This is a genomic window from Roseivirga sp. YIW32 (genome assembly GCF_057219245.1).
Window position 1 is genome coordinate 794,155 of sequence record NZ_JBXVVG010000002.1, and the last position, 24,038, is coordinate 818,192.

Below are 24,038 nucleotides of genomic sequence, written 5' to 3' on the forward strand. Positions count from 1 at the left end.
ATTGGTCTTAGGACTAAGGTATAAGGTCCGTACTGATTCTATGCCAGTGTTTATTATTACGCAATACATGAATTGCAAATCAAGATATTTTCCTTATCAATTTATGCCAATTTTAGTTTTTAGTTTATCAATAATGAGTAAATTTGTAACTCATTGACGCTAGGTCCTTGTGACTGACCGGGCGAAGCTGTGGCAATTTGTTTATGGGTAAATTTGATAATTTCTCATGCTTTTCTGTCTTGAATTTTCAAGTCAGCTCATCTGTAAAAAATCAAATAGAACATTGTTAGAAGCATTAATTTCTTCCAAAACTAGAATTAAGCTGCTGCTTAAGTTTTTTTTGAATCCGAATACTGGTGGACATCTGCGAGGCTTAGCGCAAGAGTTTGAAGAAAGCACAAACTCAGTGAGAGTGGAGCTGAATAGGCTTGAAGGTGCCGGAATGATAAGCTCTGAAAATGTTGGGAATAAGCGAATTTTCAAAGTGAACCAGAGCTTCCCTCTTTTTAAGGAAGTAAGAGGCATAGTGCTTAAACAAATTGGATTGGATAAGATCATTGAGGGGGTCATCGTTAACCTCGGTGATTTAAATGTGGTATACTTAACAGGTGATCTTGCAAAGGGCAAAAGCACAAATGAAATAAGTCTTATTCTAGTGGGTGATCCAGATCGAGAATACCTTACCAGACTGGTGGATAAGGTTGAAAATGTTATTGATAAGAAGATTCAATACCTAATATATAGTGAAGAGGAATTCGCAAAAAGAGCCTCCGATCCCTCAGAATTATTGCTGCTTTGGAATGAAGAGTGATGTAGATAAATATTGGACAGCTTTCTACACAAAGCCTAGAAGCGAGAAAAAGTCAGCCGAAAGACTTATGGAAGACGGTTTTACGGTTTATTGTCCGACGCGCACGATTTTAAAACAATGGTCCGATCGAAAGAAGAAGGTCAAAGAGCCACTTTTTACCTCTTATATTTTTGCTAAAGTAAACGAGGATGAATGCTTGTCTATATTAAAGGACAAAGGTATCGTAAGTTCAGTTACTTGGTTAAAGAAACCTGTGAGAATCCCGGATAAAGAGATAGAGTTGATTCGACGATTCATTGGGGAATTTCCAAATGCGAGTTCATCTGCAAATTTGGATCTTTCACAAGGAGATTTTGTTGAAGTCAATCGAGGTTTATTGAAAGGCCTCAAAGGTGTTATTTACAAGATCAAAGGAAATACAGTTGGATTATATTTAGACGCGATAAGTCAGTATATTCACGCCGAATTAAGTAAAGATCATTTGAAGACATTGAGTTGATATTTATGAACGTTTATAATTTCTTTTTTAAACGGATTTCCAAGTTAGTTCTAGGAATTCTTGTTTTCTATATTTTCGTCGGTTCCGAGAATCGCTTGGTGGCCCAAGCTGTAGATGCGAGACAGATCAATGGTGAGATCCAACTCTTATCTGAAGAACAATTGAATGCCTTTTGGACGAACGCTAAAAGGAGAGGTTATAATTTAAGAACGGTACCTGTCCTTCTTGAGAATAGTGGTTATACATTTGAAGAATCTGCAAGAATTGTTGAAAGACTTAGAATTTTAGAACAACAGCAGATTGCGAATGATTATTCTGGAAATTTAAACACCTTTGAACAAAAGATCTTTGGGCTACAACTGTTTGAAAATAGCTTCAATTTTACAAGTTTTAATTATCTCCCTACCCCTGGTAATTATGAATTGGGAGTAGGAGATGCATTAAGTGTTGTACTCTATGGTGAAACGGATACCAATTATACATTATCAATTGATAAAGAGGGTCAGGTCAGACTGCCTTTTGTTGGGCCATTCTCTTTGATTGGCCTTTCGCTTGATGCTGCAAGATCATTGATAAAGCAAAAGTTAGAAGTAATTCACGCCGGTCTAGGAGGTGAAAATCCAAATGTCTTTATGGATCTTTCATTGACAAATGCACGCTCGATCACTGTTTCCGTACTTGGAGAAGTTGATAATCCTGGTTATTATTCCATTCCTTCCACATCTACAATTTTTAGCCTCTTATACAGCGCTGGGGGCCCTACGTCTAATGGTACGCTGAGAAATGTAAGGATATTTAGGTCTAATCGACTGATCAAAGAAGTTGATCTTTATGATTTTATTACAAAGGGCTATATTGATCAGTCTTTTGTTTTTAAAGATCAGGATGTAGTCGTTCTACCTACTTATGAATCAAGGGTAGAGTTGGCAGGTGCTGTAAAGAATCCAGGAATTTATGAGCTCAAGTCTGAAGTGAACCTAAACGATCTGGTTTCTTTAGCCGGAGGTTTTGAGCCTGGAGCTGATACTTCAACTTTTGTTCTAAAAAGGCTCACTGGGAATAGCCAATTTGCCAAATCCATTGGTACGAACTTTGACCTCAATGAACTGAAAAATGGTGATCTAATTGAATTTGTGACTGCACAGGACTATATCCTCGATAGAGTCGAAGTTACAGGAGCAGTGCGCAAGCCTGGAATCTTAACTTTTAAAGAAGGCATGACATTACAAGATGTTTTAGATCAGGTTGGAGGTTTGAGAGAAGATGCTGCTCAACAAAGAGTTACTATTTTTCAGGTCGAATCTGATCTTGATCATGTTTTAAAGTCTATTAATACGAGCGATGTCGATCCAAAATCTATAGAGATCGCTGAGCGAAGCTTGATATTCGTGCCAAGTAGAATAATCATAGCAGAACTTGGCACCATTAGCATAGATGGTGCAGTTAAAAGAGAAGGCGAGCTGCCTCATTATGAGGACATGACCTTATTGGATGCTTTGATCTTGTCTGATGGAATTGAGGCTACCGCTTTTGGTGGGAACATAGAGATCGCTAGAATAAAATCAACCGTTCAAAATTTGGGTAATGATTTTATCAATATAACAATTCCTGAGTCGATAGATGATTTTGGAGTATTAGATGATTTTCAATTAGAATTAGGGGATAGAATAACCGTAAGAAATAATCCTAATAGAAGAACTAAAAACACGATTTTTATTCGGGGAGAAATTTTAAAAAGTGGAGAATACGTGATCGATCCTGGGGCAACACGAGTCTCTGATGTTGTTGAGCGGGCAGGAGGCTTTTTGAGAACAGCAAACTTGAATGGACTTAAATTATACAGAAGAGTCCAAACTTTAGATGAGGAGTCAGATAGTTCGATCTACAAAAGGAAAGAGTCCATTACGGATTTTATCAATGACCCAAGATTTGATGGATCAGTCTCAAAATTGCAATATGATGCTACTAATAGTGCGTTCAATAAATTAGAAAAAGAACGCGAATTGGCGATTAGACAATTCGGAACTACAGACAGATCAGGACAAGACAGTATTAGCGTTCTCAATAATTTTCAGCTATCTAAATCCTTTATTGTTGACGGTAAAGTAACGGAATTGTTGGAAATAGGACTTTCCTATGAGGAGATTCTTCAAGATGCCAATTCTCAGTATAATGTTACTTTGCTCGAAGGAGATATCTTGTTTTTACCTCCAAGATCTTCTTTGGTTGAGATAGATGGAAATGTATTTCGTCCAACTCAGGCAATATTTAGAGAGGAGAAAACCTTTTTGGATTATGTAGAGACTGCGGGTGGCTTTAAGAGACGATCTGATAAGAAAAGAGCTTTTATAGAATACAGTAATGGAGAAGTCAAGAGGGTGAGGGGATTCCTATTCTTTAAAACCTATCCTAAGGTGGAAACAGACTCAAGAATTATCATTCCGGAAAGACCTCCTTCACCACCTTTAAATTTTGAAAGAATAATTGCACTGATTACAACGACAATCTCCACCTACTTACTCATAGAAGCAGTCACAAATAATAATTGATGAAGAATTTAATGAAGATTTTTCAGGCAATAAAGACGGGTAAAAAGTATCTCTTTATTGCACGAGTTGTAGAAACGGAGCAGATTTCGGTCTTAGAGGCGCTTAAATATTTCTGGTCTTTTTGGAGAGTAATTGCCTATACTATAGTCTTTTTTTTGCTTCTTGGAATTTATATGAGCACAAGGAAGCCACCAGTAATTTTTACTTCTACTTCGGTAGTTATACCTGAAGGTGGTACACCTCCCAAGATGATGGAATCTACAGGGTTTGAAGGATTGCTCGAGGGTCAACTTCCAGTCATTCAAAAAGGAGAAAGCGTCGGTATAGAGTCATTTCCAGGGTTACTAGACAATGTGCCTTTTCGGCAAAAATTATTAAAAAAGGAAATATTTTCTGAGAAATATGGAGAATCTATTACTATTGGCCAATACATTGGTGCAATGGACAGCTCTACGGCTTGGAGTAGAATGATAAGTAAGCTCCAAGGAATACCTGATTTTATCGAAGGTCTTTTTAGAAGTAATGACAATGATAAAGGAGGGAATGAAAATGTGGTTAATGCTCCAGATACTTTAAATACAATTTCTGAGGTGGAGCTTGGGTTGATTCAGGCGCTTTCTTCACATGTAAGTGTTGAAGGTACCGGATTCATAACTATTGTAACGAAAATGCCCGAGGCCAAGGTTAGCACTAGATTGAACAATGTGGTTTTTGAAAGTTTGGTTACAGAAATTACCAAGCTTAAAACGGCAAAACAACAGAGGAATGTAAAGTTAATCAAAAGTCAGCTAGATACGGCTAGAGTGAACTTTATTGCTAGTCAAGCAGAGCTTGCGAATTTTCGCGATAAGAATAAAGGTAACCCTTCGGCCAAGGTTCAATCGACATTGGAAAGATTGAGCTCGGATTATCAACTTTACTTTAGTATATATTCTAGTTTGGCGAATGAGTATGAAATGTCCAAAATTGAATTGATCAAGCAAACACCTTTTTATGATATTGCGGAGCCAGCATTTGTTCCGAATAGACCTGATCAGGAGGGAGGTATAAACATTTCTAGTATCATTCGATACCTTCTATATGGCGTTGCTTTTGGAATCTTCATAGCTATAGCTTTTACTGGATTTTTGATTATCAGTTTAATCAAAGAAAAGTTCGAAGAAGTCAATGTTTAGTTCAATTAATATAAAATCAATAAGTCAATAAATATTTAAGAAATGGAATTGAAAGATTCAAAAATTCTAGTCATTGGAGGTGCGGGTTTCATAGGTAGCTTTGTTGTTTCTGAACTTTTGAAGGAAGATGTAGCTGAAGTAGTTGTTTATGACAATTTTGCAAGAGGTCAAGCTGCTTATCTCTCAGAGCAATTAGAAGACTCAAGGTGTTCTATCTATCCAATTGGTGGAGACATAAGAGAGGTAGATATCCTTAATGAAGCCATGAAAGGAAAAGACTATGTCATCAGTTTAGCCGCTATGTGGCTCTTGCACTGCAAAGACTTTCCAAGAACAGCCTTTGATGTCAATATTGCTGGTACATTTAATATACTTGAGGCATGTGTAAAAAACAATATTAAAAAGCTCATCTGGTCTTCCTCAGCCTCTGTTTATGGAGACGCTGTTGAATTACCAATGACTGAAGATCATCCATTTAATAATAAGAATTTCTACGGTGCATCTAAAATTGCAGGTGAAGCCATGTGCACGGCTTTTAATGATCGATATGGACTTGAAGTTATTGGTTTGAGATACATGAATGTTTACGGACCACACCAAGATCAAACTGCAGCATATACAGGCGTTGTACCAATAATGCTAAATAAGATTGAGGCAAATGAAGCACCAATAATTAATGGAGATGGTAGTCAGTCATATGATTTCATATATGTGGAAGATGTGGCTCGTTGTAATGTTCTGGCATTAAAAAGCGATAGATCTTACGGAATGTATAATGTTGGCACAGAAGTACAGACTTCAATCAAGGAATTATGTGATACTATTCTTGCCTTAAAGAATTCTGACCTGAAAGTACAATATAATCCTTATTCTGAACATGATGCGAGAGCTCTGGTTCAAAATAGGATCGGAAGTAAGAAAAAGGCTGAAGAAGAAATTGGATTTACCTATAAATATAGTTTGGAAGAAGGTCTTCAAAAATTAATCGATTGGAGAATTGAAACAGGTCTTGATAAAGGCTAAATTTTGAAAGAAATTACAATAATAGGTGGGGGAATAGTTGGTTTAGCAGTAGCTTATAACCTGAGTTTGTCTGAAAAAAGTCTAAAAATTAGGCTTTTGGAGAAAGAGCACAGTGTAGGAGCGCATCAATCAGGAAGAAATAGCGGGGTGCTTCACTGTGGACTTTATTATAAGCCAAACTCCTTGAAGGCTAATTTGGCCATCGATGGCATTCAACGAATGACCCAATTTTGTCGAGACTTTGACGTGCCTCATGATATCTGTGGTAAAGTTGTAGTTGCAACTAATAAAGAAGAATCTCAAAGGTTAGATGCTCTTTATGAAAATGGCATAAAGAATGGCTTGAAAGGGTTAAAGTTTCTAAGTAAAGAGGAACTTCAAAGAAGAGAGCCATATGTTTTGGGTGAGAAAACTTTATTGGTTCCTGAGGAGGGGATAGTTGATTATAAAGAGGTAATGCGCGTTCTGAAAGAGAAATCTCAGGAAAGAGGTGTAGAATTTCATCTTAATTGTGAAGTAAAGGGTATCTCAGCAACTGATTCAAGGAAAATTGGAATTGAAACATCAACCAATATATTTTCAACGGACTACCTAGTAAATTGTACAGGTCTTTTTACAGATAGACTCTTTAAAAAGCTAAGTGGAAATAGACCTCCGTTGAAGATTGTGCCTTTTAGAGGAGAATATTTGAGTTTTAGACCAGAGTTTGAAAACAGAATTAATCATCTTGTGTATCCCGTTCCTGATCCGAGTTTCCCTTTCTTAGGCGTTCATTTTACAAGAATGGTTTCGGGAGAAAGAGAAGTAGGCCCAAATGCAGTTCTGGCCTTAAAACGAGAAGGATATACCAACAGAGCTTTTTCTTTCAAAGATTCTATAGAAACTTTGACTTACCCGGGGCTTCTACGTTTTGTAGCCAAGAATTTTCGATTCTCAATTGGAGAGTTTTATTCATCTTTATCTAAAGATGCATTTATGAGGAAGGCTAGAAAAATGATGCCAGGCCTGGAATTGAAAATGCTGCAAAAAGGGAATGCTGGAGTAAGGGCACAGGCAATGGAAATGGATGGCAGACTTAACATGGACTTTAGTATTGAAAGATCTGGTAATCAGGTACATGTTATAAATGCTCCATCACCAGGTGCAACTTCTTCATTAGCCATTGCTCATTATATTATTAATAATTACCTATCAGAACTAAAATGATTTTAGATTCACGCAATTTGAAATCTCCCTATGATGTAGTTGCGCTAGTTTTTGGGATTCAATGTGTGTATAGAATATTGTTGTGAGGGGGTACTATTTAAGAGTGAAATGGATTGGGATATAGTTTTAGATGCTGATAAAGGTAAGGGTAGATCCAGTTTTAAATCAATTTGGAATTACCGTGATTTACTTTTCCTCTTGGTAAGAAGAGATTTTGTTTCATTCTACAAGCAGACAGTACTTGGTCCTATTTGGTTTTTTATAAAGCCTATTTCAAGTGCTCTTGTTTATTTTTTCCTTTTTGGAAAGGTTGCAGGATTATCTACAGATGGTATTCCACCTGCATTATTCTACATTACAGGTGTAACAATATGGTCTTATTTTCAAGAAACTGTTGCGTTGACATCTGATGTTTTGAAGTCAAATGCATCAATTTTTGGTAAAGTATATTTTCCGAGACTGATAATGCCAATCAGTATAGTTTTTTCCAATCTTATTAAGCTTGGAATACAGATTATAATGGTCCTCTCAATCTTTCTTTATTATCTCACCTTTTCAGATAATGTTGAACTCACTGCTAGGCTATTTTTAATTCCTTTAATCATAACAGTTATTTCGCTTCAAGCTTTTGGCATTGGATTATTTGTTACTGCTGTTTCGGTGAAGTATAGAGATTTATCAATGTTATTGGGTTATGCTTTACAGTTGGGACTTTTCGTGACTCCTGTGGTTTACCCCCTATCTAGTGTCTCAGGTACTTATTATACTTTAGCTTGTCTTAACCCACTAACATTCCCTATTGAATTATTCAGGTTCTCTTTTTTTGGAACCGGAAGTTTTCCTTCATGGTATTTTGGCTATATGGTTTTAAGTACTATTACTATTTTAATGGTAGGCTTTTTTGCATTTAGCAAAGCGGAGAAGTCATTTGTAGATACAATTTGATCTAAATGGAAAAGGCAATTAGTTTATCCAAAATTTCTAAGGCTTATCAACTAGGTGTTTTTAATACAGGTTCTTTTTCATCGGACCTGTCAAGGTGGTGGGCATTGTCAAGAGGAAAGGAAGATCCCTATTTAAAAATTGGTGAGGAGAATGACAGATCATCAAGTGGTAAAAGTAATATAGTTTGGAGTTTAAAGGATCTTAGCTTTGATATTTATCAAGGAGAAACTGTTGGCATCATTGGACGCAATGGTGCTGGCAAAAGCACATTGCTCAAAATTCTATCTCAAGTTACCCAACCCACTACTGGGCAAATGAGAATAAAAGGTAAAGTCGCAAGTCTTTTAGAGGTTGGTACAGGATTTCATCCAGAACTTACAGGCCGAGATAATGTTTTTCTAAACGGGGCTATTCTTGGTATGAGAAAAAAGGAAATCAAACGTAAGTTTGATGAAATTGTGGCTTTTGCAGGTGTGGAGAGATACATCGATACACCCGTTAAAAGATATTCATCCGGTATGTATGTGAGATTGGCCTTTGCTGTCGCTGCACACCTTGACTCTGATATTTTAATCGTAGACGAGGTGTTGGCTGTGGGTGATGCAGATTTTCAAAAGAAATGCCTTGGTAAGATGAATGAGATAGGCGACGGTACTGGAAGAACTATACTTTTTGTGAGTCATAATATGAGTAGTATCAAGGCATTATGTAATAGGTCCATATTTTTGGATAAGGGCTCAATCGTAAGCGTTGGCAATACTCCTGATATCATAGCAGAATATTTAAGTACATATTCACCAAAAAGATCCAAGGATGGTTATATTTCTTCTGCTCTTAGTTTAAGCGGAACTGGAGAAATGAGGTTTATTAGATTCATGCCTTGTAATTTCGAAAAGGAAGGAAGAGAGGAGTTTTTCTTTGGTGAAGAAATTAATTTTATAGTTGAACTTGAGGCTTATCAAACAATTCAAGATGTTTCTATTGGGGTTTATATAATGAGTATTTATGGAGAAACAATTGCCATGTTGACTCCTCAACAAAATTATAAGCCAGTTCCATTATCTAAGGGAAAACATCGATTTGAAATTAAACTTAATGAATTGTTGATGCCTGGAGAATATTCTTTCAATGTTTCTTTGTCTAGGTTCAATTCAGGATCCAATATTGACTTTCTTGAGGCTGTTAGTACTATTAGGATTTTAAAAGAATCTAATAATAAAGGATTAGATTATCCATGGCCTACCGTACATGGTTATGTCAAGCCCCGTTCAAATTGGAAAATTGATCAGATTTAAATTATTAGAATGATGCACAAAAGAGAAGTTGCAATTTCTTTACCGTCTCTCGGTGAAGAAGAATGGAATGCTGTTAGAGAGCCGTTAATGACTGGATGGATAACTTCGGGCCCAAAAGTGAGAGGTTTTGAAGAGGCTTTTGCAGCTAGGCATAATGTTAAAAATGCAATTGCGGTAACTAGTGCTACAACTGCTTTACATCTTGCAGTAGTTACATTAGGAATTGGGCCTGGAGATGAGGTGATTGTTCCTGCATTTACCTGGGTTTCTACAGCCAATGTAGTAGAATATCAAGGGGCAAAAGTTGTTTTTTGCGATGTAGATACATCTACATTTAACATTGATCCATCAAAACTATCAAGGTTAATAACTGAAAGGACTAAGGCAATTATTGCAGTTCATTTATTTGGATTATGCGCGGATATTGACTCAATAAAGACAATTGCACCCAACATACCTATAATTGAAGATGCAGCATGTGCTACTGGATCTGCCTACAAAGGAGTTCCTGCAGGAGGGTTAGGAACAATGGGATGTTTCTCATTCCACCCTAGAAAATCAGTAACTACTGGCGAAGGTGGCATGATAACAACTCAAAATGCAGATTTAGCTGCTAAATTATCAATTCTACGAAACCATGGTGCATCTGTTTCTGAGGAGCAAAGACACAACGGTCCAAGACCATATATTCTTCCTGAATTTGAAGTATGTGGTTTCAACTATAGAATGACAGATATTCAAGGAGCAATAGGTATAGTTCAATTAAGTAAATTGGATGAGTTCATTAATGAAAGGTTTCATTGGGCTAAATATTATAAGCGAGAACTTGAAAATATCAAATGGCTAACTCTTCCTGAAATTCATAATGATTATAAGCATGGGTGGCAAAGCTTTGTTACAATGGTAGATGAATCTAAAGCGCCCTATTCAAGAAATGAAATAATGGAAAGGCTTCAAAAATTAGGTATATCAACTAGACCAGGTACACATGCAGTACATATGTTAGGCTATTATGCCAAAAAATATGATTTAAAGGAAGATGATTACCCCGGAGCAAAGTCATGCAATAATTTATCCATGGCTATACCATTACATAATAAAATGGGGAAGGATGATTATGACTATGTAATTAACTGTCTTAAAAAACTATAAAATGTGTGGATTAGCAGGAGTATTTAATATAGATAAAAAACCAGTACCCTCTCAGTTACTTAAGGCGATGGGTGAGAGTATCGCCCACAGAGGGCCAGATGGTGATGGTATATTTATTGATGAAAACTTAGGTTTCGTACACAAGAGGTTGGCGATTTTGGATACTTCAGATAATGGGGCACAGCCGATGCCTTCATCAGATGGTCGATATATCATTGTTTTTAATGGGTGCATTTACAATTACTTAGAATTAAGACAAGAACTTAGAGCAAAGGGTCATAGTTTTCATTCAGGGTCTGATACAGAAGTACTTGTTGAGGGGATTTCTGCTTTTGGAATTGAGTTTGTCCATAGGTTGAATGGTATGTTTGCCATTGCCTGTTGGGATACAAAAGAAAGAAAACTTTATCTGTTCAGAGATCGATTTGGAATTAAACCATTGTACTATTGGTTTAATGGTCGCTCACTTGTTTTCAGCTCCGAGATCAAAGCAATTCTAAAGCATCCAGATTACAGCATGGGAGTTGATCTAGGTGCGCTCAATGAATATTTTACATTTCAAAACCTTTTTACTTATCGGACTTTATTTAATGGAGTTACTATGCTTCCGCCAGCAAACTCCGTTGTGGTAGACACTCATACAAAAAGTGTTAAACATCATTCATGGTGGGACTACGATTTTACTCAACCCGATTCAACATTAACCTTTGAAGATGCGAAGTTAGAAACGGAAAGATTAATGGAACAAGCTGTCGCTCGTCAGATGGCCTCAGATGTTCCTGTTGGTAGTTATCTTTCTGGCGGAATGGATTCCGGAACAATCACTGCCATCGCTTCCAAATATGTGCCACGCATATCCACTTTTACCTGTGGTTTTGACATGAGTGAAGTCACAGGAGTAGAAGCTAACTACGATGAAAGAAGGGATGCTGAATTGATGGCTAACAACTTCAAAACGGAACATTTTGAGCAGGTCATGAATGCTGGAGATCTACGTTGGTCACTACCGAAATTAGTATATCATTTGGAAGACTTAAGAGTGGGTATGTCATATCCCAATTATTATATTGCTCGATTAGCTTCCAAATTTGTAAAGGTATGTCTTCAAGGTACAGGAGGGGATGAACTTTTCGGAGGTTATCCATGGCGCTATTACAGAATATTTGATTCCATTAGTCAAGAGAATTTTTATGATCAATATTATGCTTTTTGGCAGAGGCTTGTGCCTGATGATCAAAAGTCTGATCTTTTCAATTCAGATAAGCTAATACAAATGGATTTATCCGAACCAAGAATGATTTTTGAAAGGGTTTTTAGGTTTAATAAATCTTTGAAGTATGACAGTCCGGAGAATCATATACAGAACTCATTGTATTTTGAAGCAAAGACTTTCTTACCAGGATTATTCTTGGTCGGTGATAAACTTGCAATGGCAAATGGTTTAGAGGAGAGGTTTCCGTTTATGGATAATGATTTGGTTAATTTTGCACAGAGAATTCCCGTTAAATATAAGCTTGGAAATCTCAATGATGAGATTAAAAGAATAGATGAAAATGTTAATATGAAACTTCGGTACCGAAATTTTGATGACGGTAAAAAAGTACTTAGAGAAGCAATGAAGGACTATATACCTTCAAAAATTATCGAGCGAAAAAAGCAGGGATTTTCAGCCCCAGACGAAAGCTGGTACAGAGGAGAGAATATGGGATATGTGAAAGAACTTTTGTTGGATAAAAAAAGATCAATTTCTTCAGAATTCATTAACTATAATTATGTAGAAAAGATTATCAAGGAGCATACGGAACAACATATTAACCATCGACTTTTGATTTGGTCTTTTATGAATTTTGAATGGTGGTGTAGAATCTTCTTAAATGGAGAAACTGAAGGCTTGAAGTAACGCAGCATGATTGAAAAAGTAAAAGACCAATATCAAAATGCATTTAATAAACACGGTAATTCTTTAAATGCCGTCTTTATTCCAAAAGGTAGACAGATCGAAAGATTCGATTCACTTTTTACCTATGTAAATTTGGATCATTTTTCTGTACTAGACTATGGTTGTGGTTTAGGCCAAATGTCGAATTATGTCAAAGATAATTATCCTAGTGCCAAGTACACAGGAGTTGATATTGTGGAAAGCTTCATCAAGGAAAATAAAAATAATTACACTTTTGGTGAATTTTTAACAATTAAAGATTGCTTTGACATAAATGATAACTTTGATGTGATCGTTGCTGCTGGTGTTTTCAATTTACTCTATGTTGACAATCGGGATGAGCATCAACAAATTGTTTATGATAATTTAATACATCTTTTTAATCGAACTAATCACATCCTTTCAGTCAACTTTATGACAGATCAAGTGGACTATATTCAAAAAGGAGCTTTTCATCAAAACGTACTTGAGCTTTACATGTTTGCAAAAAGCACATTGACCAAAAGAGTGGCTATAGATGAATCTTATATGCCTTATGAGCTCACCTTTCATTTTTTCAAGGATGAGACCATCCTTAAACCTGATAATATTTACAAATAGTGATTAGAAAAATTACATCTCTTGATCATAGAGCATTTCAAGATTTTCTGAATTCATTTAAAACCCAGTATTTGTTTTATGCTCAACAGCCTTATTTAGAAATAATTCTTCAAACGACAGGAGCAACAAATGAGACTTTGATTTGGGAAGAAAGGGGGCAAATTATAGGCGTCCTTCCTTTGATGTCTAAAAATGGCAGGTATGGAAAAGTATACAACTCTTTGCCTTTTTATGGAAGTCACGGTGGAGCAATTTCGAATTCAGATCAAGTTATGCGTGATTTGAATTCTTTTGTTTTACAAAAAGGCAATTTGGGTAATGACACGGCCTTAGTAATGATTTCAGAAAATCCTTTTCACGCATTGACAATTCCGGATTACGCCTTGGATGGCATAATCATAGAAAATAGAATATGCCAGATAACTCCTCTTCATGGAGTTCAATCTGAGGATGAATTAATGGATAAGTTCCATTTTAAGACCAGAAATATGGTAAGAAAATCATTAAAATCTGGCTTTGAATTAATAGATTCGATCGAATTGATTGATCCTATGTATGGTTTGCACAAAGCAAATATGGAGGCTATCAATGGAACTGTAAAACCTTTCTCTTTCTATGAGGCCTTACAGGCCAATTACACTTATGGAAAGGACTTTCGCGTCTTGGGTGCAAAATTGGATGGTCAGCTTGCTGCAGCTTTATTAGTGTTTTATCATGAAGGTATTGTAGATTATCATACGCCTACAATCAATATTGAATATAGAGGACTTCAGCCCAATTCATTCTTAATTTATCAGTGCATGCTGGAAGCTATCAAGAACGGTTTCTCATATTGGAACTGGGGTGGTACTTGGAAAACTCAAGAGTCGCTTTACAGGTTTAAAAATAGGTGGGGGGCAAATGATTTCGATTACAGGTACTTGATTCAACTAGAGAATCAAGAGGTTTTAAACTCAAGTCCCGATGTTTTACTGAGTGACTATCAATTTTTTTATACAGTACCTTTTGATATGCTAACACAAGGAAAATGAAAAAACACATTATCGTAGGTGGAGGAATCACAGGACTTTTCACTGCTTTGCTCTTATCTGAAAAGTTTGGCGGTGAAAAGGTAATACTTGTAGAAAAGGGTAAAATTGGTGGCTTATTAAGGTCTTTGTCATACCAAAACGTGGGACAATTTGATATTGGCACACACATTCCTGCTGAAACAGGCTTGCGTGCTGTAGATAGTCGTTTAGAATCATTTCTCACCGGAAATGAATGGCAAGAATTTGACAATGAGAAGAGGGATATAGCCGGGGTATATTTCGAGAACAACTTAAATAACAAGTCGATTGCGCCCGACCTTAACGTTTTACCAAAACAAGAGAGAGAAATTGTTTTGTCTCAGATCTTGGAAAGGTCTTCAAAGGAAGAAGCATTACCTGATGGACACTCTTTGGAGGATTTTTTATTGAATAAATATGGTGATCATTTTACCAATCATTATCTGAGGGACATATTCAAAAATGTTTATGATGCAGATCTTAAGGACCTAGATCCATTTGCGGTTAATTTAGTTCCTGTCTTCAGAGTCCATTTATTTGAAAGGGAAGAATTTGATTTAAAAGTGAATACTGATAAGCTGCGTGGTGTTTTTGCTTATCCAGATCAAAGAAACATCCCTAGAGAATTTACATCAGGCTTGAAATCATTTTATCCCAAAAAAGTTGGGATTCAAAAGTTCATAGATGGTATCACTTTAGAACTTCAGTCTCGGGGAGTGAGAATAAAAGAGGGCTCTCATATTGAACTACCGTCAGGTGTAAAAGGTAGCATAAGTGAGATTGAAATTGATGGCGAAAGGGAAGCCATCGAAAGATTGTATTGGACAGCTGGTCTTATGCCTTATGCTAAATTCTTTGGTCATGAACTAGATTTTAAAAAGTTTGATCAACCCAGAACAACTGCTATTGTCAATTTAGCTTTTAATAAAGCCCTACTGTCCGGAGGAGGATACTATTATTATGATCTTTCACCAAAAAGAGATACATATAGAATTACTTTATATCAGAATTTTACGGAGGAAACTTCGCTTAACAAAGTGACCGTAGAAGTTATTACAAACCAAAATAAATGGACCGAGGAAGCATTAATCCAAAGTACGATCAAGGATTTAACAGACATGGGTCTTTTGCAATCGGGCAATCAATTAATGTTTTCAAAAGTTGAATTTTTACCTTACGGCTTTCCCAAGCCCACACTTAAAAATACTTATGCGAATAAAGAATTGAGGCAAACATGCCAAGGTAAATTTGACAATGTGACTCTTTTAGGGCTCAATACTAAAGAAGGCTTGTTTTTCTACAGGGATATATTGAAAGATGTATATCAGGAAATTATGCATAATTGATGAAGCATCTCAAATTTCAAAGAATATGTGACTTTGAAGATCTTCGAGGTTCATATGATGATTCTATTTTTCTAACCTTTGACATAGACTGGGCAAGTGATGAGGTTCTCAACTATTGTATAGATTTACTAGAAAAGTATGAAGCCAAAGCCACATTTTTTGTTACCCATCCCACGACTGTACTTGATAGAATTAGACAGAACAAAAATTTTGAATTGGGTATACATCCTAATTTCAATTTTCTACTTAATGGAGACCATAGGTACGGCTCAAATTATAAAGAGGTTATAAATTATTATCATGAAATGGTTCCTGATGCTGTTTCAGTAAGAAGTCACTCATTAACTCAAAGTGCTCCAATTGTAGATGAATTTATAGCAAGAGGTTTGAGGTTTGATGTAAATCTACTACTCATGTATATTTCAGAAATGGAACTAAAGCCTATACCTTATTATTCTGAAGGGTTTACCAGACTACCTTATTATTGGGAAGATGACACTCATATTCTCTATAATAGAGAGGTAAACATTGAAGATCTTCTTGGAGTGAAAGGATTAAAAATTTTCGATTTTCACCCTATTCATGTGTTCCTAAATACCTCTCATCTAAGCCAATACGACATTGCAAGGCCTTATTTAGATGATTATCAGAAACTAAAAGATTTTCAAATTAATGCTGAAAAGGGAACACGTAGATTTTTGGAACAATTAATGGCTTTCGCAAAATGAGAATTCTTTTAGCTGGAAGAACTGACATGTTACTTGAATCAGGAAAGCTCTTGCTTGAAAATGGGCTTGAAATAGTGGGAATAATCACTTGTAGAGCTGCCGTTGAATATTCAGCAAATGAAGATGATTTCAGAAATTTTGCTGATAATTTAAGAATTCCATTCTATAATACCCAAAGAATTAATAGTGCTGACTGCAAGCGTTTTGTGGAACAATTAGGTCAAATTGATGTAGCTGTAAGTATCAATTGGATTGGTATTATTGGTGAAGAATTCATCTCTAACTTCAAACTGGGTGTATTAAATGCTCACGGTGGTGATTTACCTCGTTATCGAGGAAATGCCTGTCAAGCATGGGCCATCATTAATGGAGAAAGCAAGATAGGACTCTGTATACACAAGATGATCGCTGGTGTCCTTGATTCTGGAGACATTATTTCCAGGTCATACTTTCCCATAAATATCAACACAAGAGTAGGTCAGGTTTATTCATGGATGAGTATGGAAATTCCTCAATTATTCTTGCAAGCAATAAATGCCCTTAAAAATGATTCTGATTTTATCCTTGAGGAACAATCTAAGGATCCATCAAAAGCCTTGAGATGTTACCCTAGAAAACCAGAGGATGGACAAATTGATTGGAAACAGAGTGCTGAATCTATAATTAGATTGGTTAATGCTAGTTCGGAGCCGTTCAGTGGTTCGTTCTGTTTTGATGAGGAAGGTGTAAAAATCATCATATGGAGGGCTCGAGTTCATATAGATGAAGAAATATATAGTGGAATACCTGGTCAAATAACTTCATTTAATAGAGAAGATTCAACTTTACATGTTTTGACAGGTAAAGGGAAGATAGAAATTATGGAGATAGAGAGAGATGGCGTTAGAGACAAACCTACAAGATTTTTCTCGAGTATAAGATCAAGATTAAAATAGCTGAAGTATAATATGAATTTCAGGACTTGGTTAATCTATAGAGTTTATTATCGGATAAGAATGTTTCTTAAGGAGTATAATGAAAGGATAAATGAGCGGTTAAAAAAGCCGAGACAGAAATTGATGTTTTATCGATTCATGAAATATAGAGTTGATAAAATTGAAAAAAGCTCTAATGAAAATGAACCACGTATACTTTTTGGTCCATGTCCGATAATTAATAATAAATATTGGTCTAGAGCTTTAAAAAGTAGTGGATATATTTCAGACTCCATCACAATGATGGTACCCAAAATTAATCGAAAGGAAGATTTTGATTTGTGTGCTGATGATATATATCCAATTTCTAAAGATCCTACAGATCTAGAACGGACAAAGCAGAGACTGGCTGTTTTTGAGTATGCGCTGAAAAACTATGACCTATTTGTCATGGCCTTTCGATTTACTTTTTTGGACGGTTTGCCATTCGAAGACAAAGAATATGAAATCATAGATAGGCTCAATAAAAAGGTAATGATCATACCATATGGGAGCGATTATTACAAATATTCGAAAATTATTGACCCCTCAGTTAAGCACAATCTAATGTTGAATTTTCCAAGCGAGATTCATAATGAAGATAATATTATCAAAAGGGTCAAATATTGGGTTAAAAATGCAGATTTCATTCAAATGGGTACAATGATAGATGATGCATCCAGATGGGATATCCTTCCTGTAAGTTCTCTTTGTGTAGATTTGGATAGATGGAAGAGAAATAAACCTCACAATAATGCGGATGGAGTTTCCAATGAAGTTTGCATTGTGCACTCGCCTAATCATAGAGGCTTTAAAGGTACTGAATTTATCATAGATGCTATTCAACAACTTAAAGATGAAGGATTGAAAATAAAGTTTGTCCTTTTGGAAAATGTTCCAAACGAAAAAGTGAGGGAAATACTTACTGAGCAGTCTGATATTCTCATAGAACAGATTATTTTCACTGGTTATGGGATGAATGGAATGGAGGGAATGGCTTCTGGAAATGCGGTAATCGCCAATCTCGAAAATAAAGAAATAACCACGATTTTTAGAAGATATTCATACCTCAATGAGTGTCCCATTCTATCTTCCTCTCCCGAAAATATAAAAGATAATTTGAGATTGCTGATTACTAATCCTGCTTTGAGAAATCAATTAGGGGATGCCTGTAGGAAATATGTAGAAAAGTACAATTCAACTGAAGCTATTACCACTTTTTTTGAACAATTTATAAAGAAGTGCTGGTATGAAGATTCTTCTGTGGATTCAATGAACTTCTTTCATCCTGTAAGAAAAGAGTCATACAATAATAGTTTGCCAAAAATTCAGCACCCCTTAGTTGAAAATAGATATGCTTCTAATAGCACATCAGCAGAATAATTACTACGCTACACTGAGAATAAATTGTATGTTTGCGTTCGTTTTAATCGAATAACCATATTTTAATATTCAATTCGATGTAAAAGAATAAACCTAGTACTTGATGGAAAAAAAGAGAATTCTAGTTACGGGCTCTAATGGTCTTTTGGGGAAAAACACTCTAAAAGGCTTGAATGAGGAATATGAAATTCACGCTATAGTGCATTCACTTCCAGCTGAACCTTTGCCAAATGTGAAATACTATGCCAAAGACTTTGTTTCAAAATGGTCTACGGATGACCTCCCCAAGGACATATTTGGAGTTATTCATTTAGCACAATCAGACTTATTCAGAGAGTTCCCTAATCATGCAGTTGAAGTGTTTGAAGTAAATGTATCTTCAACAGCTAAACTTCTTGATTATGCTAAAAATTCGGGAGCAGAAAAGTTCATTTTTACTTCAACAGGTGGTATTTATGATACAAGTGTAGGTGCAGTGAATGAAAATTCGCCAATCAATACATTTGGCCAATTGGGAAATTATTTTGCCACGAAGCTATGTAGTGAAATCTTGACTCACAACTACACAACCTTTTTCGATGTATCAATCATTAGATTGTTCTTTATGTATGGTAAGGAACAAAAGCGTTCGATGCTTATTCCGCGTCTAGTTGATAATGTCAAAAATGGGAACCCAATTAGATTGACCAAGAATGGAGGAATTCGGATAAATCCAATTCACGTCAGTGATGTGGTAAAGGTATTGGAAAAATTGCTCCAAACTAAAGGCAGTTACACTTATAATGTTGCGGGCCCAGAGCATTTCACTCTTAAAGAAATAGTTGATACCATAGGAGATAAATTAGGGGTGACACCCAAATTTGAGTTTACGGATAGTACAGCTGATAATGTATTAGCTGATACCGAGCTCCTTAAAACAAACGTCTACGAACCGAAAGTTAGGTTCGAGTCTATCATACAAGAATTGTTCTAATCAATTCTTAATTAGATCACTTTTATACTTGAACTCCAAATGGTTTCACACCTAAAATATTTTACGCGAAAAATTATTGAGCGAGTTAGTAATGTATTCGAATTACTAATTGGATTGCCATACCTATATCTTGTATGTATTTATGTTAGGTATTTCGGTAAGAAAGAAATAGACGTTGGCATTGGTCCAGAACCCTTAATCAATAATGTATACCATAAGAAGGCGTTATTACAGCAAGGTTACACTGTAGAGACTTTTGTTAATGTCGTATATTTTATCACGGATGAATTTGATTATCGAGGAGATAAAGTTATTCAACGCAAAACTAGAATTGGAAGGTATCTAAGAAAATATGCCTTTTTCATAAGGGCAGTCTCGAGATATCGATGTATTTATTTTTATTTCAATGGTGGACCGCTCTTTACTAATCCAGTTTTAAAAAAATATGAACCAATACTGTTCAAACTATCCAGAACAAAATCTGTAGTTATGCCTTATGGAGGCGATGTTCATATCATGAGTCATTGTCCAAATTTGTTATTTAAATATGCCATGGCTACAGACTACCCTCAATTCTATGAAAGAATTGAGGAGACAGAAAAACAAGTAAGGAGATGGATTACCCATGCTGATCATGTAATTAGTGGATGCGACTGGGTGGACTACACCTACCATTGGGACACACTTACATTGGCTCATTTTTCAATAGATGTCACTAAGTTCATTCCCTATAGACGAGAATCAAGTTTTTATGAAAGAGAGTTTTCTAAAGAACATCCTTTAAAAGTGCTTCATGCCCCTAATCACAGAACTATTAAAGGAACGGATTTTTTCATTAAAGCGATCGAAGAATTAAAAACAGAGGGTTACCCTATCGAGCTAGTTTTAATTCAAGGCAAGTCTAACGCAGAAGTTCTTCAAGCTATGTCTGATGTTGATGTCGTAGCCGACCAACTCATAATTGGGTGGTATGCTATGTTTGCCTTAGAGGCAATGTCAATGGCAAAACCTGTGATTTGTTATTTGAGACAAGATTTAATTGATCTCTACTTGAATTCGGGAAACTTAGAAAGCGTAGATGAAATTCCTCATATCAATTCCGACTTTTTAAGTATCAAAAACTCCTTTATTAACATCATTAACGGTGATATTTCATTGAGCCAACACAGTGAAAAGGGATTAAAGTTTGTTGAAAAATATCATTCAATAGATTATATCGGCAAAGTATTTCATAAGATTAATTCTAGTATAAAACTTCCTAGAAGTGGTAAGGAAATCATTGAATAATTATAGCTTGAAAGACTCTGTAAAATGATTAAGTCTGTCTGTTTATGTGGAATAGACGTTTCTTCTCAGTTTAGAGATCTTCGAAGATCTTTTCAGGAGTTGGGTTACGAGGTATTTTCATTTGTACAGTATCAACCACAATCTCCAATTGATACTCAAGATGAATATACATTTGTTAATACTGAAATAGTTCCTTTTGCTCGTTTGATTAATACCTTACCTATCTCTACAAAAGGCAAGAAATTTTTAAAATCAGTATCTAGACATATATCCGGTTTTGTCAAGTATGATTTTACAAAAAGAGCCTATGAGCAATTATGCTCCAAAAGTGATCTTTTTGTCTTTATGTATAATACTGTTTATACAGATAGAAGAGATTTTGCATACTTAAAGTCTAAAGAAAAAAAGGTAGTCATGATCTTCTGCGGAGATGATGCAAGATGGGCAGAGGCACAAAAGCAAGAAATGCAGAGCCTTGGTTTAGATTATATATTATATCCAGACAAATATGATTACTCTGCGACTGCCCTCAGATATAGATTACAGATCATCTCTAAAGCTGAAAAGCATGCAGATCTAATATATAGTAAAAGGGAACAGGCTCAGCTGCAGGCGAGACCTTTTATGCATTTTCCAATGACGGTTTATAGTGCTGATTTTAAAGAATCCCCGAGAGCCCAAAACAAAATCCCACTCGTCATTCATGCACCTTCATCTCCAATTATCAAAGGAACAAAACACGTGCTTGAAGCCGTAGATAGGCTAAAAAAGGAAAGAGTACCCTTTACTTTTGAATTAGTTGAAGGGATGCCCAATGAGAAGGCAAAAGCACTTTATGCAAATGCTGATATTATCATAGATCAATTGTTGGCTACTGGAGGGGGAAGATTATCTACAGAAGGACTAGCTTTAGGAAAAGTTGTCCTTTCAAGGATGAATTATGGTAAGTATGATCAGGGGATTGATTTAAAAGACTGCCCCATTATAGATGTAGGGCCAGATAATATCTATGAGGAATTAAAGACCATAATATTGGATAAACAAAAGCGTGATGAGCTTGTCAATAAAGGGCGATTATTTTTTGAGACACATTTAACAACTGAGGCATTTTGCGAGAATCTTTTGAATAATGTTCATGATCTATCCCTAGGTAAGGAATTGAACTATACCTTTACACCAAGCTTTTTAACTACCTATATACCAAGCTCGGAACAGGAAAAATTGCTGATAAATCAAAGAATAGAAGAAATTTCATACCTAAAAGATTGAGTCATGTGTGGACTTAGCGCAATTATTAATTTGACAAGCAATCCTGTTTTAACTCAAGATATCGAATCCATGAATGATAGAATTATTCATCGAGGACCAGATGATGAAGGAGTTTTTATCAATGATAATATTGGATTAGGCTTTAGAAGACTTTCAATACTTGATTTATCTGCAGCAGGTCACCAACCAATGATAGATGAAAGAGGAAATACCATTGTTTTTAATGGTGAGATCTTCAACTATTTAGAATTGCGCGAACAATTAAAGGTTAAAGGATATTCCTTTAAAACTAGGACAGATACAGAGGTTATATTGGCTGCTTACAGAGAATGGGGAGAGGATTGTTTCCAGAGATTTAATGGCATGTGGGGTTTGGTCATTTATGATGTAAGTACAAATACTGTGGTTGCTAGTAGAGATAGGTTTGGTATAAAGCCTCTTTACATCTGGAAAAGTGCAAAGCGTTTGGTCTTTTGTTCAGAAGTTAAGCAACTATTTGCTCTTAAAGATTTTAGAGCAAAATTAAATACCGAGTCAGCGGCCAGATTCTTAATTAATCGTCAGTTGAATACTTCAGAAAAGACTTTTTATGAGGGAGTTGAAGAGGTTAGCCCAGGACATAATTTTGTGATATCATTAAATGATAAAAAGGTTAAGAACTATGAATATTATGATGTTTCTAAAATTAAAGTCAATAAAAGTATTAGTTTTGAAGATGCTACAGAGGAGTTCAAAAGGCTCTTTGAAAGGGCAGTAGAACTTCGCCTGAGATCAGATGTTTCTATAGGATCTTGTTTATCGGGGGGCTTAGATAGTTCATCAATTGTATCTGTAGCAAACAAACAAACCGCATATAATCTATCTGCACTGACCATTTCTGCGTGCTGGAGTAATAAGAAATATGATGAGCAAGAGTTTATTGATGAGGTGATTAGTCAAACTCAATTCGAGTCACTTAAAATATTTCCTAATGTAAACGACCTATCTTCTGAAAACAAGCTCTTAGATATTGTTTATCATCAAGACCAACCTATAAAAAGCGTTTCACACTTTTCGGAATATTCTGTTTTTGAAGCAGCAAAGCAAGCAAAGTTAACGGTAATGTTAGATGGCCAAGGTTCAGATGAGTTTTTAGCTGGTTACTTGCCATTCAGATTCTATAATCAGGATTTACTTCGAAGTGGAAAAGTTTGGAGTTTAATTAAAGAATTGGGAGCTCAGAAGAAGCACCACTACACATATAAAGCTCTCTTGTTTAATAACTTGTCTCATATGTTAAGAACATTAAGCATAGATTATTCATTTCTCAAGAAAAATAGCCTAGATGTTTTTAAGTCATCATTAAAGAAGCAAATCATTGAAAGGGATCATGACAATATTGGTTTCAAAAATTATCATAGTAATTCTATTCACGAAGTTAAGTATTCAAGTATTCCTTATCAATTGCATTCTGAGGATAGGAATTCAATGATGCATTCAATTGAGTCAAGACTACCATTCTTAGACTTTGAATTAGCCGACTTTATGATGTCATTACCTGATAAAATGAAAATGTCAAGAGGAACAACAAAATTAATCTTAAGGGAAGCGATGAAGGGAGTGATCCCTGATAAAATAAGAAATAGACATTCGAAAAAAGGTTTTGAAGCACCAGAGGAAGAGTTTATGAGAGATAATTCAAAATATGCTATCAATATGCTGAAAAACGCATTATTTGATCATCCTGAATTTATCAAAGAAGATCTTTTAAAAAATTTCCAAGAATTTACTGAGGGTAAAAAGAGCTATAATAATACCTTCTTTCGAGTATTGAGCTTTCAAGCTTGGTATGAACGTTTTTCAATGAATAAATGACC

General features: G+C 35.6%; 20 protein-coding genes. All 20 read left to right on the forward strand.

Features of this window, described 5'->3' with window-relative positions:
* Window positions 1–340: 340 nt before the first annotated feature.
* Window positions 341–811 (forward strand): ArsR family transcriptional regulator, encoded by a 471-nt coding sequence (locus AC2D6U_RS12290; protein ID WP_484721282.1) that lies wholly within the window; start codon window positions 341–343, stop codon window positions 809–811.
* Window positions 801–1,310 (forward strand): UpxY family transcription antiterminator, encoded by a 510-nt coding sequence (locus tag AC2D6U_RS12295; protein WP_484721283.1) that lies wholly within the window; start codon window positions 801–803, stop codon window positions 1,308–1,310. Before AC2D6U_RS12290 ends, AC2D6U_RS12295 begins: the two co-directional genes overlap by 11 nt.
* Window positions 1,311–1,315: 5 nt before the next feature.
* The gene (locus AC2D6U_RS12300) at window positions 1,316–3,859 is read left to right on the forward strand and encodes an SLBB domain-containing protein (RefSeq protein ID WP_484721284.1); all 2,544 of its coding nucleotides are present in this window, start codon (window positions 1,316–1,318) and stop codon (window positions 3,857–3,859) included.
* Window positions 3,859–5,034, forward strand: coding sequence for a hypothetical protein (locus AC2D6U_RS12305; RefSeq protein ID WP_484721285.1), 1,176 nt, complete (start codon window positions 3,859–3,861; stop codon window positions 5,032–5,034). The genes AC2D6U_RS12300 and AC2D6U_RS12305 overlap by 1 nt, the downstream gene beginning before the upstream one ends.
* A gap of 42 nt (window positions 5,035–5,076) precedes the next feature.
* Window positions 5,077–6,057 (forward strand): NAD-dependent epimerase/dehydratase family protein, encoded by a 981-nt coding sequence (locus AC2D6U_RS12310; RefSeq protein ID WP_484721286.1) that lies wholly within the window; start codon window positions 5,077–5,079, stop codon window positions 6,055–6,057.
* Between the two features lie 3 nt (window positions 6,058–6,060).
* Window positions 6,061–7,263: an L-2-hydroxyglutarate oxidase gene (lhgO, locus tag AC2D6U_RS12315; protein WP_484721287.1), complete on the forward strand. Its 1,203-nt coding sequence runs from the start codon at window positions 6,061–6,063 to the stop codon at window positions 7,261–7,263.
* Window positions 7,264–7,371: 108 nt separating this feature from the next.
* Window positions 7,372–8,208 (forward strand): ABC transporter permease, encoded by an 837-nt coding sequence (locus tag AC2D6U_RS12320; RefSeq protein WP_484721288.1) that lies wholly within the window; start codon window positions 7,372–7,374, stop codon window positions 8,206–8,208.
* A 5-nt stretch (window positions 8,209–8,213) separates the two neighbouring features.
* A complete protein-coding gene (locus tag AC2D6U_RS12325; RefSeq protein ID WP_484721289.1) occupies window positions 8,214–9,503 on the forward strand; it encodes an ABC transporter ATP-binding protein in 1,290 nt (429 codons plus the stop codon).
* A gap of 9 nt (window positions 9,504–9,512) precedes the next feature.
* On the forward strand, window positions 9,513–10,655 hold the full coding sequence (locus tag AC2D6U_RS12330; RefSeq protein ID WP_484721290.1) for a DegT/DnrJ/EryC1/StrS family aminotransferase: 1,143 nt from the start codon (window positions 9,513–9,515) through the stop codon (window positions 10,653–10,655).
* 1 nt (window position 10,656) lies between these two features.
* Entirely contained in the window at window positions 10,657–12,555 is a 1,899-nt protein-coding gene (gene asnB / locus AC2D6U_RS12335) for an asparagine synthase (glutamine-hydrolyzing) (protein WP_484721291.1), read from the forward strand.
* Window positions 12,556–12,561: 6 nt separating this feature from the next.
* Window positions 12,562–13,194, forward strand: coding sequence for a class I SAM-dependent methyltransferase (locus AC2D6U_RS12340; protein WP_484721292.1), 633 nt, complete (start codon window positions 12,562–12,564; stop codon window positions 13,192–13,194).
* Window positions 13,194–14,225, forward strand: a complete 1,032-nt coding sequence (locus AC2D6U_RS12345; RefSeq protein ID WP_484721293.1) for a GNAT family N-acetyltransferase — start codon at window positions 13,194–13,196, stop codon at window positions 14,223–14,225. The genes AC2D6U_RS12340 and AC2D6U_RS12345 overlap by 1 nt, the downstream gene beginning before the upstream one ends.
* Window positions 14,222–15,589, forward strand: coding sequence for an FAD-dependent oxidoreductase (locus tag AC2D6U_RS12350; RefSeq protein ID WP_484721294.1), 1,368 nt, complete (start codon window positions 14,222–14,224; stop codon window positions 15,587–15,589). Before AC2D6U_RS12345 ends, AC2D6U_RS12350 begins: the two co-directional genes overlap by 4 nt.
* Window positions 15,589–16,317: a polysaccharide deacetylase WbmS family protein gene (locus AC2D6U_RS12355; RefSeq protein WP_484721295.1), complete on the forward strand. Its 729-nt coding sequence runs from the start codon at window positions 15,589–15,591 to the stop codon at window positions 16,315–16,317. The genes AC2D6U_RS12350 and AC2D6U_RS12355 overlap by 1 nt, the downstream gene beginning before the upstream one ends.
* A complete protein-coding gene (locus AC2D6U_RS12360; protein WP_484721296.1) occupies window positions 16,314–17,252 on the forward strand; it encodes a methionyl-tRNA formyltransferase in 939 nt (312 codons plus the stop codon). Before AC2D6U_RS12355 ends, AC2D6U_RS12360 begins: the two co-directional genes overlap by 4 nt.
* A 138-nt stretch (window positions 17,253–17,390) precedes the next feature.
* A complete protein-coding gene (locus tag AC2D6U_RS12365) occupies window positions 17,391–18,653 on the forward strand; it encodes a glycosyltransferase family protein (RefSeq protein ID WP_484721297.1) in 1,263 nt (420 codons plus the stop codon).
* A gap of 103 nt (window positions 18,654–18,756) precedes the next feature.
* Window positions 18,757–19,626, forward strand: coding sequence for an NAD-dependent epimerase/dehydratase family protein (locus AC2D6U_RS12370; RefSeq protein ID WP_484721298.1), 870 nt, complete (start codon window positions 18,757–18,759; stop codon window positions 19,624–19,626).
* A 39-nt stretch (window positions 19,627–19,665) separates the two neighbouring features.
* The gene (locus AC2D6U_RS12375) at window positions 19,666–20,913 is read left to right on the forward strand and encodes a glycosyltransferase family protein (protein ID WP_484721299.1); all 1,248 of its coding nucleotides are present in this window, start codon (window positions 19,666–19,668) and stop codon (window positions 20,911–20,913) included.
* A gap of 24 nt (window positions 20,914–20,937) precedes the next feature.
* On the forward strand, window positions 20,938–22,182 hold the full coding sequence (locus AC2D6U_RS12380; RefSeq protein WP_484721300.1) for a glycosyltransferase family protein: 1,245 nt from the start codon (window positions 20,938–20,940) through the stop codon (window positions 22,180–22,182).
* A gap of 3 nt (window positions 22,183–22,185) precedes the next feature.
* The gene (gene asnB / locus AC2D6U_RS12385) at window positions 22,186–24,036 is read left to right on the forward strand and encodes an asparagine synthase (glutamine-hydrolyzing) (RefSeq protein ID WP_484721301.1); all 1,851 of its coding nucleotides are present in this window, start codon (window positions 22,186–22,188) and stop codon (window positions 24,034–24,036) included.
* The last annotated feature ends 2 nt before the right edge of the window (window positions 24,037–24,038 follow it).

Coding starts and splice junctions, on each gene's coding strand:
- AC2D6U_RS12320 (WP_484721288.1), top strand. CDS start 7,372: ATGGATTGGGATATAGTTTTAGATGCTGATAAAGGTAAGGGTAGATCC.
- asnB (WP_484721301.1), top strand. CDS start 22,186: ATGTGTGGACTTAGCGCAATTATTAATTTGACAAGCAATCCTGTTTTA.
- AC2D6U_RS12380 (WP_484721300.1), top strand. CDS start 20,938: ATGATTAAGTCTGTCTGTTTATGTGGAATAGACGTTTCTTCTCAGTTT.
- asnB (WP_484721291.1), top strand. CDS start 10,657: ATGTGTGGATTAGCAGGAGTATTTAATATAGATAAAAAACCAGTACCC.
- AC2D6U_RS12295 (WP_484721283.1), top strand. CDS start 801: ATGAAGAGTGATGTAGATAAATATTGGACAGCTTTCTACACAAAGCCT.
- AC2D6U_RS12360 (WP_484721296.1), top strand. CDS start 16,314: ATGAGAATTCTTTTAGCTGGAAGAACTGACATGTTACTTGAATCAGGA.
- AC2D6U_RS12375 (WP_484721299.1), top strand. CDS start 19,666: ATGGTTTCACACCTAAAATATTTTACGCGAAAAATTATTGAGCGAGTT.
- AC2D6U_RS12310 (WP_484721286.1), top strand. CDS start 5,077: ATGGAATTGAAAGATTCAAAAATTCTAGTCATTGGAGGTGCGGGTTTC.
- AC2D6U_RS12325 (WP_484721289.1), top strand. CDS start 8,214: ATGGAAAAGGCAATTAGTTTATCCAAAATTTCTAAGGCTTATCAACTA.
- AC2D6U_RS12350 (WP_484721294.1), top strand. CDS start 14,222: ATGAAAAAACACATTATCGTAGGTGGAGGAATCACAGGACTTTTCACT.
- AC2D6U_RS12300 (WP_484721284.1), top strand. CDS start 1,316: ATGAACGTTTATAATTTCTTTTTTAAACGGATTTCCAAGTTAGTTCTA.
- AC2D6U_RS12365 (WP_484721297.1), top strand. CDS start 17,391: ATGAAATATAGAGTTGATAAAATTGAAAAAAGCTCTAATGAAAATGAA.
- AC2D6U_RS12305 (WP_484721285.1), top strand. CDS start 3,859: ATGAAGAATTTAATGAAGATTTTTCAGGCAATAAAGACGGGTAAAAAG.
- AC2D6U_RS12370 (WP_484721298.1), top strand. CDS start 18,757: ATGGAAAAAAAGAGAATTCTAGTTACGGGCTCTAATGGTCTTTTGGGG.
- AC2D6U_RS12355 (WP_484721295.1), top strand. CDS start 15,589: ATGAAGCATCTCAAATTTCAAAGAATATGTGACTTTGAAGATCTTCGA.
- AC2D6U_RS12340 (WP_484721292.1), top strand. CDS start 12,562: ATGATTGAAAAAGTAAAAGACCAATATCAAAATGCATTTAATAAACAC.
- AC2D6U_RS12330 (WP_484721290.1), top strand. CDS start 9,513: ATGATGCACAAAAGAGAAGTTGCAATTTCTTTACCGTCTCTCGGTGAA.